Origin of the sequence: Streptomyces spectabilis, assembly GCF_008704795.1 — a bacterium.
Taxonomy (GTDB): Bacteria; Actinomycetota; Actinomycetes; order Streptomycetales; family Streptomycetaceae; genus Streptomyces; species Streptomyces spectabilis.
Window position 1 is genome coordinate 5,262,024 of record NZ_CP023690.1, and the last position, 13,257, is coordinate 5,275,280.

General features: G+C 73.9%; 9 protein-coding genes and 1 riboswitch. Of the genes, 4 read left to right on the forward strand and 5 right to left on the reverse strand.

The window, feature by feature from the left end; translation table 11 throughout:
* Window positions 1-5 precede the first annotated feature (5 nt).
* Genes CP982_RS23050 through cobG form a run of 3 tightly spaced genes read right to left on the reverse strand, consistent with a single transcriptional unit; the run spans window position 6 to window position 3,612 of the window.
* Window positions 6-1,532 carry a precorrin-2 C(20)-methyltransferase gene (locus tag CP982_RS23050; RefSeq protein ID WP_150512264.1) on the reverse strand — a complete coding sequence of 509 codons (1,527 nt, stop codon included), beginning with the start codon at window positions 1,530-1,532 and terminating at the stop codon, window positions 6-8.
* The gene (locus CP982_RS23055) at window positions 1,529-2,191 is read right to left on the reverse strand and encodes a precorrin-8X methylmutase (protein WP_150512265.1); all 663 of its coding nucleotides are present in this window, start codon (window positions 2,189-2,191) and stop codon (window positions 1,529-1,531) included. The genes CP982_RS23050 and CP982_RS23055 overlap by 4 nt, the downstream gene beginning before the upstream one ends.
* Window positions 2,188-3,612 carry a precorrin-3B synthase gene (gene cobG, locus CP982_RS23060; RefSeq protein WP_229878964.1) on the reverse strand — a complete coding sequence of 475 codons (1,425 nt, stop codon included), beginning with the start codon at window positions 3,610-3,612 and terminating at the stop codon, window positions 2,188-2,190. The genes CP982_RS23055 and cobG overlap by 4 nt, the downstream gene beginning before the upstream one ends.
* 113 nt (window positions 3,613-3,725) lie before the next feature.
* Window positions 3,726-3,804: riboswitch (cobalamin riboswitch) on the forward strand.
* A gap of 86 nt (window positions 3,805-3,890) precedes the next feature.
* Between cobG and cobN the strand changes: the two genes are divergently transcribed.
* Both cobN and CP982_RS23070 read left to right on the forward strand, forming a co-directional pair.
* The gene (cobN, locus tag CP982_RS23065) at window positions 3,891-7,526 is read left to right on the forward strand and encodes a cobaltochelatase subunit CobN (protein ID WP_150512267.1); all 3,636 of its coding nucleotides are present in this window, start codon (window positions 3,891-3,893) and stop codon (window positions 7,524-7,526) included.
* Window positions 7,527-7,674: 148 nt separating this feature from the next.
* The gene (locus tag CP982_RS23070; protein ID WP_150512268.1) at window positions 7,675-9,783 is read left to right on the forward strand and encodes a nuclease-related domain-containing DEAD/DEAH box helicase; all 2,109 of its coding nucleotides are present in this window, start codon (window positions 7,675-7,677) and stop codon (window positions 9,781-9,783) included.
* Here the strand turns inward: CP982_RS23070 and CP982_RS23075 are convergent.
* Both CP982_RS23075 and CP982_RS23080 read right to left on the reverse strand, forming a co-directional pair.
* Window positions 9,780-10,277: a hypothetical protein gene (locus CP982_RS23075; RefSeq protein WP_150512269.1), complete on the reverse strand. Its 498-nt coding sequence runs from the start codon at window positions 10,275-10,277 to the stop codon at window positions 9,780-9,782. The two genes, CP982_RS23070 and CP982_RS23075, sit on opposite strands and share 4 nt — an antisense overlap.
* Before the next feature lie 102 nt (window positions 10,278-10,379).
* Window positions 10,380-10,829 (reverse strand): DoxX family protein, encoded by a 450-nt coding sequence (locus CP982_RS23080; RefSeq protein WP_150512270.1) that lies wholly within the window; start codon window positions 10,827-10,829, stop codon window positions 10,380-10,382.
* Window positions 10,830-11,013: 184 nt separating this feature from the next.
* Between CP982_RS23080 and CP982_RS23085 the strand changes: the two genes are divergently transcribed.
* Together CP982_RS23085 and CP982_RS23090 are read left to right on the forward strand one after the other, a co-directional pair.
* On the forward strand, window positions 11,014-12,252 hold the full coding sequence (locus tag CP982_RS23085) for an amidohydrolase family protein (protein ID WP_150512271.1): 1,239 nt from the start codon (window positions 11,014-11,016) through the stop codon (window positions 12,250-12,252).
* Window positions 12,253-12,312: 60 nt separating this feature from the next.
* Entirely contained in the window at window positions 12,313-13,242 is a 930-nt protein-coding gene (locus CP982_RS23090; RefSeq protein WP_221515010.1) for an FkbM family methyltransferase, read from the forward strand.
* The last annotated feature ends 15 nt before the right edge of the window (window positions 13,243-13,257 follow it).

Sequence of the window (13,257 nt, forward strand, 5' to 3'; positions counted from 1 at the left end):
GCGGCCTACGCCTCCGGGTAGCGGCGCGGCGTCCAGACGATCTCCGCGCCGTCCCCGCGCCGCACGGCCCGCGTCTGCGAGGAGCCGACGAGCAGGATCGTGCGCATGTCGACCTCGGCCGGGTCCAGATCCGCGAGGCGGACGATCCGCACGCGCTCGCCGGAGCCGCCGACGTCCCGCGCGACCACGACCGGGGTGTCCGGCGCCCGGTGCTCGAGGAGCAGCTCGCGGGCCTTGCCGACCTGCCAGGTGCGGCTGTGCGAGCCGGGGTTGTACAGGGCGAGCACCAGGTCGGCCGAGGCCGCGGCGCGCAGCCGCTCGGCTATGACCTCCCACGGCTTGAGCCGGTCGGAGAGGGAGAGCGTGGCGTAGTCGTGGCCGAGCGGGGCGCCCGCCCGTGCGGCGGCCGCGTTGGCGGCGGTCACACCCGGCAGGACCCGTACGCGCACGTCCGCGTACGCGGCCTCCGACGCGGCCTCCAGGACGGCGGTGGCCATCGCGAAGACGCCCGGGTCGCCGCCGGAGACCACGGCGACGCGCCGCCCCCGCCGGGCGAGCTGGAGCGCGAACTCGGCGCGCTCGGCCTCGACCCGGTTGTCCGAGCCGTGCCGGACCTGGCCGGGGCGCACGGGCACCCGGTCCAGATAGGTGGTGTAGCCGACCAGGTCGTCGGCGGCGGCGAGCGCGCCGCGCGACTCGGGCGTCAGCCACAGCGGCCCCGCGGGCCCCGTCCCGACCACGACGACCTCGCCCCGAGCGGGGGCCTCGGCCGCCTCGGCCGCGGGCGCGGCCCCCTGGCCCGGCACCGGAAGCGCGGCCACCCGGCTCGGAAGGACCGCCACCGAGAAGTACGGCACCGAGTCCTCGGTGACGTCCGCCAGTTCGGCGAGGCGCTCCCCGGCCATGGTGGCCCGCTCGACGTAGCGGGCCTGGTCCAGGCGCTCCGCGCCCGCGAGGGCGCGGCGCACCTTGGGGAAGGTGCGGCCCAGCTTCATCACCACGGCCGCGTCGGTCGCGGCGAGCCGGGCGGTCAGCTCCTCCTCGGGCAGGGTGCCCGGCAGGATGGTCAGGACCTCCTCGCCCTCCGCGAGCGGCGTGCCGAGCCGGGCCGCGGCGGCGGACACCGAGGTGACGCCGGGGATGACCTCGGTGTCGTAGCGGTCGGCGAGCCGCTTGTGCATGTGCATGTACGAGCCGTAGAAGAGCGGATCGCCCTCGGCGAGGACCGCGACGGTGCGCCCCGCGTCGAGGTGCGCGGCGAGCCGCGCCGCCGACTCGGCGTAGAACTCCTCCATGGCGCCCTGGTAGCCGCCCGGATGGTCGGTGGTCTCCGTGGTGACCGGGTAGACCAGCGGCTCCTCGATGTGGTCGGCGCGCAGGTGCTTCGCCGCGATGGAGCGCGCGATGGACCGGCCGTGCCGGGCACTGTGGTACGCCACCACGTCGGCCTCGGCGATGACCTCGACGGCGCGCAGCGTCATCAGGGACGGGTCGCCGGGGCCGAGCCCGACGCCGTACAGCTTGCCGTTCACTCTTCCTCACTCGCGATCGCGTTGAGCGCGGCGGCGGCCAGGGCGCTGCCCCCGCGCCGGCCGCGCACGACCAGGTGCTCCAGGCCCGAAGGGTGCGCGGCGAGCGCGTCCTTGGACTCCGCGGCACCGATGAAGCCGACCGGGACGCCGATGACGGCGGCGGGGCGCGGCGCGCCCTCCTCGATCATCTCCAGGAGCCGGAACAGGGCCGTGGGCGCGTTGCCGACGGCCACCACGGAGCCCTCCAGGCGGTCGCGCCAGAGTTCGAGGGCGGCCGCGCTGCGCGTGGTGCCCAGCTTCGCCGCGAGCTCCGGCACGGACGGGTCGGAGAGCGTGCACAGCACGTCGTTGTCGGCGGGCAGCCGCTTGCGCGTGACGCCGCTCGCCACCATCTGCACGTCGCAGAAGATCGGTGCCCCGGCGCGCAGCGCCTCCCGGGCGCGGGCCACCACGCCGGGCGTGTGCGCGAGGTCCCGTACGAGGTCGACCATCCCGCAGGCGTGGATCATCCGGACCGCGACCTGGCTGACGTCGGCGGGCAGGGCCGCGAGGTCGGCCTCCGCGCGGATGGTGGCGAAGGACGCGCGGTAGATGGCCGCCCCGTCCTTCTCGTAGTCGTACGTGGTCACGGTCTTGTTCTCGCTGCTCTCGGTCGTCATGCGGGGGGAAACGCCGCCAGGGCGGTGGCGAGGTGGGTGGGGTCGGCGACGGAGGCGCCGGGTGTCTGCTGCTCCCCGCGGACGGCGGAGAGGTCGTAGCCGCCGCCCGGTGCGGCGACCACGTCGATGCGGTCACCGCGCGGGTGGCCGCAGCGCCGCTCGCAGCCGGACCAGTACAGCGGCAGTGCCGCCCGTCCGGCGGCGGCGAGGGTCCGGGCCGCGTCCGCCCGTACGTCGGCACGGGACTTGGCGCAGCCGGGGCGGCCCACGCAGGCGCCGACGCGCAGCCAGGGCGAGTCCGGCTCGGTGACGAGGCCGGTGGCGAAGAGCCGGGCGAGCGCGGCGGCGGCGTCCGCGGGGCCGAGGCCGGGGGCGGGCACGACGGCGCCGCGCCAGGGGGTCAGGCGCAGTTCACCGGCTTGCGTGGCGGCGGCGACGTGCGTCAACTCCCGCCACTGGAGCCCGGAGAGGCGGCCGAGGGGGATGTGGACGGACAGGGCGGAACCGATGACTCCGGGGGGCGGCCCTCCCACGCGGGGCGCCGCGGGCGCCGTGGACGTGGCGGGCTTTGCGGGTGCTGGGGACCCGACGCACTTGGCGGGTGCCGCAGGCCCGGCGGGTGTCGCGGACTCGGCGCTCTCGGCGGGCGCCGCAGGCCCGGTGGGCGCCTCGGGCACCGCGGGCTCGGCCGTGATGCCCTCGGCTGCCAGGCGTCGCCGCACCTCGGCCGCCAACGCCCCGGGCGGCAGCGGGAGTTCGCTGATCCGCCAGGCCTTGGTGCCGCTCTCCCGCACGCGGTGCAGAAACGCTTCGGCCGCCACGAGCGCCGCTCGGGGCGCGTCCGCCGCGGCCACCGCGAGGGCCGGGTGCGGTGTGCCGAGGCCGAGCACGGCCCGGCCGCCCGCGGCCGCCCGCACGGTCACGTCCGCGTCGAGCCCCGCCACGTCCCCGCGGCCGTCGTCGAGCGCGAACAGGAACCGGCCCGAGAGGGCCCGCGCCGCCTCGCTCGCGCACAGCGCCGCGTCGAGGGCCGTGAGCCACGGCCGGACGTCGCCCTCGCCCCGGCCGTCGAGGCCGGACAGCGGCGAGGCGACGATGTTGCGCACCCGCTCGTGCCCGGGCGAGGGCAGCAGGCCCGCCGCGTCGAGCAGCGCGGCGAGATCCGCGCCACAGCCGTCCGCGAGGCCCCGCAGCTGGACGTTGCCGCGCGAGGTCAGATGCAGCTCGCCGTCGCCCAGGTCCCGGGCGGCCGCGGCGAGCGCCGCGGCCTGCCGGACGGTCAGCACGCCGCCGGGAAGCCGTACGCGGGCAAGGGCCCCGTCGTCCGCCGCGTGCAGCCGCAGGCTGCCCGGGCAGGCGTCGCCGCGGTCCCGTGGGGCCGCTGTGGCCTGCGGGGACGGGCGGAGGGGAGCCGTGGACATGGCGGCGAGCATACCGACCATCACACCGCGGATACGCCCTGCCTCGAACGGCCGCCGCTTACTATGCTCCACAGTGGATCACCCGATCCACCATCGCCATGACGGCGACAGGGGAGGAAGCCCGGTGCGATTCCGGCGCGGTCCCGCCACTGTGAGCCCGACCCCGTGAGGGGCCGGGCGAGCCAGGAACTCCCTTCTCCGCACGCCCGGCTCCGGCCGGGCAGGAGAGACCCACACACCACCCGGGGCGCGGACACCCCGAGGAAGGCCGACGCCGCATGCAGCACACGACCGGGCCCCGCATCCTGCTTCTGTCGACGTCCGACACCGACCTCCTCAGCGCCCGCGCCGCCGCGGGCCCCGTGGCCTACCGCTTCGCGAACCCCTCCCGGCTCCCGCTGGACGACCTGCCGGGCCTTCTGGACGGCGCCGACCTGGTCGTCGTACGCCTCCTCGGCGGCATCCGCGCCTGGCAGGAAGGCCTCGACCTGCTGCTCGCCGACGGCCGCCCCGTCGTGGTCCTCAGCGGGGAACAGGCGCCGGACGCCCAGCTGATGGCCGCCTCCACGGTCCCGGTCGGCATCGCCGCCGAGGCGCACGCCTACCTCGCGCACGGCGGCCCCGGCAATCTGGAGCAGCTCGCCCGCTTCCTGTCCGACACCGTCCTGCTCACCGGCCACGGCTTCGACGCGCCCGCGCCCGCGCCGACGTGGGGCCCCCTGGAGCGGCAGGCCCCGGCGGGCGAGGGCCCGACCGTCGCCGTGCTCTACTACCGCGCCCACCACATGAGCGGCAACACCGCCTTCGTGCACGCCCTGTGCGACGCCGTCGAGGCGGCGGGCGCCAGGCCGCTGCCGCTGTACGTGGCCTCGCTGCGCGCCCCCGAGGCCGAGCTGATCGACGAGCTGCGGGCCGCCGACGCCATCGTCACCACGGTCCTCGCCGCGGGCGGCACCAAGCCCGCCGAGGCCTCCGCGGGCGGCGACGACGAGTCCTGGGACGCGGGCGCGCTCACCGCCCTGGACGTGCCGATCCTTCAGGCCCTGTGCCTGACCGGCTCGCGCGCCGCCTGGGAGGAGAACGACGAGGGCGTCTCGCCGCTGGACGCCGCCAGCCAGATCGCGGTGCCGGAGTTCGACGGCCGCCTGATCACGGTGCCGTTCTCCTTTAAGGAGATCGACGAGGACGGCCTCCCGGCGTACGTCGCCGACCCCGAGCGCGCCGCCCGCGTCGCCGGGATCGCCGTGCGCCACGCCCGCCTCAAGCACATCCCGGCCGCCGACAAGCGGATCGCGCTCGTCCTGTCCGCGTACCCGACGAAGCACTCCCGGATCGGCAACGCGGTCGGCCTGGACACCCCCGCGAGCGCGGTGGAGCTCCTTCGCCGGCTGCGCGCGGAGGGCTACGACTTCGGCGACGCCGAGATCCCCGGCCTGGTCTCCGGCGACGGCGACGAACTGATCCGCGCGCTGATCGAGGCGGGCGGCCACGACCAGGACTGGCTCACCGAGGAGCAGCTGGCGAAGAACCCGGTGCGCATCCCGGCCGCCGACTACCGGCGCTGGTACGCCACGCTCCCCGAGGAGCTGCGGACGGCCGTCGAGGAGCACTGGGGCCCGGCGCCCGGCGAGATGTTCGTGGACCGCAGCGCCAATCCGGAGGGCGACATCGTCCTGGCCGCGCTCCGGTTCGAGAACCTGCTGATCCTCATCCAGCCGCCGCGCGGCTTCGGCGAGAACCCCATCGCGATCTACCACGACCCGGACCTGCCGCCCTCGCACCACTATCTGGCGGCGTACCGCTGGATCGCGGCGGCCGCGTCCGACGGCGGCTTCGGCGCCGACGCGATGATCCACCTCGGCAAGCACGGCAACCTGGAGTGGCTGCCCGGCAAGAACGCGGGCCTGTCCGCCGCCTGCGCCCCCGACGCCGCCCTCGGCGACATCCCGCTCGTCTACCCGTTCCTGGTCAACGACCCGGGCGAGGGCACCCAGGCCAAGCGCCGGGTGCACGCCACCCTCATCGACCACCTCGTCCCGCCGATGGCGCGCGCCGACTCCTACGGCGACATCGCGCGCCTGGAGCAACTCCTGGACGAGTACGCGCAGATCAGCTCGATGGACCCGGCGAAGCTCCCGGCCATCCGCGCCCAGATCTGGACCCTCATCCAGGCCGCGAAGCTCGACCACGACCTGGGCCTGGAGGACCGCCCGGACGACGACGGCTTCGACGACTTCCTGCTGCACGTCGACGGCTGGCTGTGCGAGGTCAAGGACGCCCAGATCCGCGACGGCCTGCATGTCCTCGGGGCCCCGCCGGCGGGCGACGACCGCGTCAACCTGGTCCTCGCGATCCTGCGCGCCCGCCAGATCTGGGGCGGAACCACCGCCCTGCCCGGTCTGCGCGAGGCCCTCGGCCTCGACGAGTCGGCCGCGACGCGCACGACGGCCGACGCGGCGGAGGAGCAGGCCCGCGCCCTGGTCGTGGCGATGGAGGAGGCGGCCTGGGACCCGGCGGCCGTACCTGCGGTGGTGGCGTCCGTCGCCGAGGACCGCCGCGACCAGGTGACGGCCATCCTGGAGTTCGCCGCCCGCGAGGTCGTGCCGCGCCTGTCGGCGACCACGGCCGAGCTGGACCACGCCGTGCACGCCCTGAACGGCGGCTTCGTCCCGGCGGGCCCCTCGGGCTCCCCGCTGCGCGGCCTGGTCAACGTCCTGCCGACGGGCCGCAACTTCTACTCCGTCGACCCCAAGGCGGTCCCCTCCCGGCTCGCCTGGGAGACGGGCCAGGCCCTGGCCGACTCGCTCCTGGAGCGCTACCGCGCGGACAACGGCGAGTGGCCCACCTCGGTCGGCCTCTCCCTGTGGGGCACCAGCGCGATGCGCACCGCGGGCGACGACGTCGCCGAGGCCCTGGCCCTGCTCGGCGTCCGCCCGGTCTGGGACGACGCCTCGCGCCGCGTGACGGGCCTGGAGGCGATCCCGTACGAGGAGCTGAACCGCCCCCGCATCGACGTGACGCTGCGCATCTCCGGCTTCTTCCGGGACGCCTTCCCGCACACGATCGGCCTCCTGGACGACGCGGTGCGCCTCGCGGCGTCGCTGGAGGAGCCCGACGAAGCCAACCACGTCCGGGCCCACGTCCGGGCGGACCTCGCCGAGCACGGCGACGAACGCCGGGCCACCACCCGCATCTTCGGCTCCCGCCCCGGCACGTACGGCGCCGGCCTGCTCCAGCTCATCGACTCGCGCGACTGGCGCACCGACGCGGACCTCGCCGAGGTCTACACGGTCTGGGGCGGCTACGCCTACGGCCGCGGCCTGGAGGGCCGTCCGGCCCGCGCCGAGATGGAGGCGACGTACAAGCGCATCGCGGTCGCGGCCAAGAACACCGACACCCGCGAGCACGACATCGCGGACTCCGACGACTACTTCCAGTACCACGGCGGCATGGTCGCCACGGTGAAGGCCCTGCGCGGCGGCAAGGCGCCCGAGGCGTACATCGGCGACTCCACCCGGCCCGAGACGATCCGCACCCGCACCCTCGTCGAGGAGACCTCCCGCGTCTTCCGCGCCCGCGTGGTGAACCCCAAGTGGATCGAGGCGATGCGCCGCCACGGCTACAAGGGCGCCTTCGAACTCGCCGCCACCGTCGACTACCTCTTCGGCTACGACGCCACCACCGGCGTGGTCGCCGACTGGATGTACGACAAGCTCACCGAGACCTACGTCCTCGACCCCACCAATCGCGCCTTCCTCAAGGAAGCCAACCCCTGGGCCCTCCACGGCATCGCCGAACGCCTCCTGGAAGCCGAATCCCGAGGCATGTGGTCCAACCCGGACCCCGCAACCCTGGAAGCCCTCCGCCAGACCTACCTGGAGACCGAGGGCAACTTGGAGGACAACGGGGCCTGACCACGCTCCGGCCGGGGCGTCCTTCTGACGCCCCGGCTCCGCCGATCACGCGGAGTCGCTGACCCGTGACTTGATCGCTGGCAGGATTCGGTGAGCCCGGGCATTTCGCGCGTGTGCGAACCGAAACGGCGATGGGGGTGAGCGTGGCATGGGGGCTGGTGGCTCGGCTTCGAGGCGGGCGCAGGAGGCACGACGGCAGGAAAGGCTGCTGCGGGAGCAGTGGCAGGCGGCCCGGCGGCAAGCACGCCGGTGGGAAGCCGCCAGCGAGAGCGAACGCCGGGTCGCGGCTCAGCTGTTGGTCCTGACCGCGCGCGGCTGGCGATTACTGGTGGACCGTAGGTGGCCGGGGACGCGAGCGGCCAATGTGGACATCCTGCTGGTCGGCCCCGGCGGTGTGTTCGTCATCGACGTCAAGAATTGGCGGGCCGCACCGGAGACTCCGGACGGGCGGCTCCACGCCGGCCCGGAGCCCCGTGACGAGCAAGCGGCCAAGCTGCTTGCCGTGACGAAGGTGGCCGAGTCAGCCGTGGCGTCCCTGGGCATGTCGCCGGTCGCGGTCCGGCCCCTCATGGTCTTCGCCGGGCACCGTGTCGACGCCGACCTCGGCCGGATCAGGCTGCTGGGGGAGCGCGAGGTCGGCCCTGCCCTCCTGACGGAGCGGCATCGGCTGCGCCCCGAGTCCGTACGGGCCATCGCGGACCATCTGGAGCGGGTGTTCCCCGAGTACGAGGGGTCCTCCGTGCACCAGGCGGCGACAGTCCCGCCTCCGCCACAGCCGCAAGAAGAGCTGTCCGACGGGCTTTTCGACCTCGAAGGACTGCGCGAGGCCGCCCTTGCGGAGGCCCTGCGGGCCCCGATCGAGCAGTGGATGACCTTCCTCCATCCCGACCAGGTGGCTTTGGTGCGCCGGAACTGGGCGGGACCCGCACGGATCAGCGGTCCTGCGGGAACCGGCAAGACGGTGGTGGGTCTGCACCGCGCGGCCCACCTCGCCCAGCGCACCGGTGGCCGTGTCCTCTACGTCACGTTCGCCAACAACCTTCCCCGGGTGCAGGCCACGTTCCTGACCACGATGTCTCCGGCAGTGGCCGGGCGGGTCGACTTTCGCAGCCTGCACTCCTGGGCCCAGGAGTTCCTGCACGACTGCGAGGTGCCGGTGCGGCTGCACGGTGACAAGGCACAGACCGCCTTCAGCCTCGCCTGGAAGCACGTCGGCCGTGACAGCTGCCTGGCCGAGATCGACCCGGCCCCGCCCTACTGGAAGGACGAGATCGACCACGTCATCAAGGGGCGTGGCATCACCTCCTTCGAGGAGTACGCCACGGTGCCCCGCAGGCGTCGCCGCGCCGCCCTGCGCCGCCCGCACCGGCAGGCGGTCTGGGCGCTGTACGAGGCGTACGAGGAACTTCGGGAGGAGCGCGGCGTGCACGACTTCAACGACGTCCTCTCCCTCGCCCTGGCGGAGGCACACCGCCGCGCGGGGCAGCACCGCTACGCGGCCGTCGTCGTGGACGAGGTGCAGGACCTCACGCTGGTCGGTGTGCGGCTCCTGCACGCCCTCGTCGGCGACATCGCCAACGGTCTGTTGCTGGTCGGTGACGGACAGCAGGCCGTCTACCCGGGCGGCTTCCGCCTGTCCGACGCGGGAATCGACATCCGCGGTGACCGCGGGCAGGTTCTCCGCACCAACTACCGCAACAGCGGGCAGATCCTCAACGCGGCGCTCGCGGTCGTCGCCGACGACTCCTTCGAGGACATCGACGGGCTGCGCACGCCGGGTCGCCGGGACGTCGATCTCACCTACCACGACGGCCAAGTGGTCCGCGTCGTCGAGGCGACGCGCGCCGATCACGACCGGGCCCTGCTGGAGTCGCTCCTGGACCTGTCGTCCGCGGCCCGCTCCGACAGCGCAGTACTGTGCCCTTCCATGCGGGCCATAGGCCACTACCAGCGGCTCCTCACCCGCGCGGGTATCCCCGTGTGCCTGCTGGAGCACTACGACGGCCACCCCGTCGACGCCGTCAAACTCGGCAGCTACCGCAGGGCGAAGGGCCTTGAGTTCAAGCGCGTCTACCTCCCTGAGCACGACGCCACCCTGGCGGACACCGGTCGTACGCCCCGCGAGGGGGTCTCGGAGACCGAGCGGGAGCGCGATGAGCTGTTCCGCAGCCAGCTCTTCGTGGCCATGACCCGGGCCCGTGACGTGCTGTGGCTGGGCAGCGTGAGTCCGCGGCCGGAGGTACCCCCGGCGCGTTAGCGGGTGGCGGCCGCCCCGGTCCAGCCCGCTCTTCTCGCCGTTGCGACGGCCGTGGCCTCGGTCGTGTCGGCCCGGGCCGTCAGGGTCGGGTCGCGGCCCGAGCTGCGGCCCCCGGCTGCCTCGGCGGCGGCCTGGGAGGCCTTGAGGGCGGCCTGGAGGGCGGTGGCCGTCAGGTCTCCGGGGGTGTGGGCGTGGGCCGCCTGGGCGGCGGTCGCGGCGGTGGCCGCGGCGTTGCGGGCGCAGCGGGCGTCGGCCGCGGGGTCGGGGGCCCGGCCCTCGCGTTCGGCGAGCGACCGGGCGGACAGGCGCACCGCGTTCGCGGCCCGGGCGGCCGGGCCGGTCGGCACGATCTCCGCCCGGTCCGGTTCGATGCCCGCGGCGCGGCAGGCGGCGACGGCACGCTCGTACGCGCTTCTGGCACGGGCCAGGTGCTGGTCCTGGAGCGCTCGCTCGTCGGCGGGCTCCGGCTGGTCACTGCGGACGGGCACGCTCATGGCCACCTCCTCGGTGTAGGGCGCAGCGCTGCTGCGGCAGGGTGGCACGCCGGCGGGGAAGTAGCCAGGCCCGGACGGACTTGTTTCGAGAGGGCCGGGCCCCTACCCGAACAGCCCCAGCGCCTCGTCCAGTGACCACGTCTGCCAGGCCATGCCCGAGAAGGCCACGGCGGAGACCAGCGCCATCATGAGGTTCTGCCCCTGCTCGGCCCAGTCGTGGATCATGAGGACGAGGTAGATCAGATTGAGCACCAGGCCCGCGGCCAGGGCGACCGGGGTGAGGAAGCCGAGGACCAGGCCGAGGCCCAGGGCCAGTTCCGCGTGGGCGACGACGTGGGCCATGAGGCGCGGGCGCGGCTTGACCAGGCCGTCGAAGCCGCGCCGTACGACGGGCCAGCGGTGCCGTTCGGCGATGCCCGCGGCCCAGGCGATGCCGCCCCCCGAGAACCAGCTCTTCTTGTCCTTGTGCCGCCAGCTCTCCAGCCACCACAGGCCCAGGCCGATCCTTAAGGCCGCGAACCACTCGGCGCCGCCGAGCCAGATCGTCTGCATGGGTGAGTCCCTCCCGGCGTCGCAGCGGACACGGAACTGACGGGGCGTCAGTTCAGCGGAACGGCGCGCAACTCGCAAGGGTCCGCGCCCGCTTGCCGTCCCGCGGCGCGGCGACCTACCCTGAACCTGATGGGTCGTCAGATATGGGACCCGGCAGCCGAACCAGCGGGCAGGGAGCTGCGGCATGAGCGGCAATGAGTCCGGCACGAAGGACATTCCCCAGGTCATCAGCGTGGACGATCACGTGATCGAGCCCGCGCACCTCTTCGAGACCTGGCTTCCGAGCAAGTACCGCGACCAGGGCCCCAAGCCCTTCACGGCCGGGATCGGAGAGCTGGCGTACGTGGGCGGGAAGTACCGCTTCACCACCGATCCGGACGGCCAGATCACGGACTGGTGGCGGTACGAGGGCGAGGTCTTCCCGTACAAGCGGATCATCGCCGCCGTGGGCTTCTCCCGGGACGAGATGACGCTCGACGGCATCACGCGCGAGCAGATGCGGCGCGGCTGCTGGGACCCCAAGGCGCGCCTGGAGGACATGGACCTCAACCACGTCGAGGCCTCGCTGTGCTTCCCCACCTTCCCGCGGTTCTGCGGCCAGACGTTCGCGGAGGCGCGGGACAAGGAGGTCGCCCTCGCCTGCGTCCGCGCGTACAACGACTGGATGGTGGAGGAGTGGTGCGGGGACAGCGGCGGACGCCTGATCCCGCTGTGTCTGATTCCGCTGTGGGACGTGGACCTCGCCGTGGCGGAGATCCGGCGGAACGCGGCGCGCGGGGTGCGGGCGGTGACGTTCTCCGAGATCCCGACCCATCTGGGCCTGCCGTCGATCCACTCCGGGTACTGGGACCCGTTCTTCGCCGCGTGCGAGGAGACGGGCACGGTGGTGAACATGCACATCGGGAGCAGCTCGCAGATGCCCGCCGCGTCGCCCGACGCGCCGCCCGCCGTGCAGGCCGCGCTGTCCTTCAACAACGCGATGGCCTCGATGATGGACTTCCTCTTCTCGGGTGTCCTGGTGAAGTTCCCGCGGCTCAAACTCGCCTACAGCGAGGGGCAGATGGGCTGGATCCCGTACGCCCTGGAGCGCGCCGACGACGTGTGGGAGGAGCACCGCGCCTGGGGCGGGGTGCGGGACCTGGTCCCGGAGCCGCCGTCGTCGTACTACTACCGGCAGGTCTTCTGCTGCTTCTTCCGCGACAAGCACGGCATCGAGGCCATCGAGACCGTGGGCGTCGACAACGCGACGTTCGAGACGGACTACCCGCACGTCGACTCGACCTGGCCGCACACGAAACGGGTGGCCGAGGAGCACGTCGGCGGCCTGTCCGCGGAGGTGGCCTACAAGCTGCTGCGCGGCAACGCGATTCGTATGCTGGACCTGCCGTTCGATCAGGACCGGACGGTCGCGGCCACCGCCTGACCCGAACCCCGGGAGCGGACCGCCGCGGTTCGCGTGGGCCCCGTGGGAGAGGCGAGAGCATTGAGCAGCGGCAGCACGGTGTCGGAGGTCCTGGCCACGCTCGGCCGGCGGTACGTGCGCGACGCTCCCGGGACCTTCGGCAAGGCCGCGCTCGTGACCCGGTGTCTGAACCCCTGGCTGCGGGAGCACCCCCGCGAGCGGGTGGTCGACTCGGTCTTCGGCGCCCGGTTCGCCGTCGACACGCGGGACCTCATCCAGCGCTACCTCTATCTGTTCGGCGTCTGGGAGCCGCACATGTCGCGCTGGCTGAGGGGGCGGCTGCGCCCCGGCGACGTCTTCGTGGACGTCGGCGCGAACATCGGCTACTTGAGCGTCCTCGGGGCCCGCCTCGTCGGCCCCGGGGGACGCGTGGTCGCGATCGAGGCCTCGCCCGAGTTCCACCGCCGGGTGCTGCTGCACCGGGAGCTGAACGGCTGCGACAACATCCGGGCGGTCAACGCCGCCGTCTCGGACCGCAGGCAGCGGCTCACCTTCGTCCTCGCCAGCGCGCACAACATGGGCGCGAACAGCGTCGTTCCGTGGGACGGGCCGGTCGCCTCCCGCTTCGAGGCCCAGGCCGTGCCGCTGCCCGAGCTCCTGGAGCCGGACGAGATCGCCCGTGCCAGGGTCATCAAGGTGGACGTCGAGGGAGCGGAGGGAAGCGTCGTCCGCGGCCTGGCTCCCGTCCTGGACCGGCTCCGGCCGGACGCGGAGATCGCGGTGGAGGTCACCCCGGAGCGGATGGCGCAGCTCGGCGACAGCGTCGACGAACTCCTGGAGACGATGCGCGCGCACGGCTTCCACACGTACCGCCTGCTCAACGACTATGCGCCGGGCAGCTATCCGGCGGCCGTCCGGTACGCGGGCGCGGGCCCTGACCGATGGCGCGGGCCGGTCCGCGGGGAGAGCGACCTGATCTTCTCGCGCGTCGACGCCGAAGCCCTGGAGTGAGGCCGGGCCCGCCGG

Bases quoted from the DNA above. Each gene is read 5' to 3' on its own strand.
- CP982_RS23055 (WP_150512265.1), bottom strand. From the start codon at position 2,191: ATGACGACCGAGAGCAGCGAGAACAAGACCGTGACCACGTACGACTAC.
- cobG (WP_229878964.1), bottom strand. From the start codon at position 3,612: ATGTCCACGGCTCCCCTCCGCCCGTCCCCGCAGGCCACAGCGGCCCCA.
- cobN (WP_150512267.1), top strand. From the start codon at position 3,891: ATGCAGCACACGACCGGGCCCCGCATCCTGCTTCTGTCGACGTCCGAC.
- CP982_RS23070 (WP_150512268.1), top strand. From the start codon at position 7,675: ATGGGGGCTGGTGGCTCGGCTTCGAGGCGGGCGCAGGAGGCACGACGG.
- CP982_RS23075 (WP_150512269.1), bottom strand. From the start codon at position 10,277: ATGAGCGTGCCCGTCCGCAGTGACCAGCCGGAGCCCGCCGACGAGCGA.
- CP982_RS23080 (WP_150512270.1), bottom strand. From the start codon at position 10,829: ATGCAGACGATCTGGCTCGGCGGCGCCGAGTGGTTCGCGGCCTTAAGG.
- CP982_RS23085 (WP_150512271.1), top strand. From the start codon at position 11,014: ATGAGCGGCAATGAGTCCGGCACGAAGGACATTCCCCAGGTCATCAGC.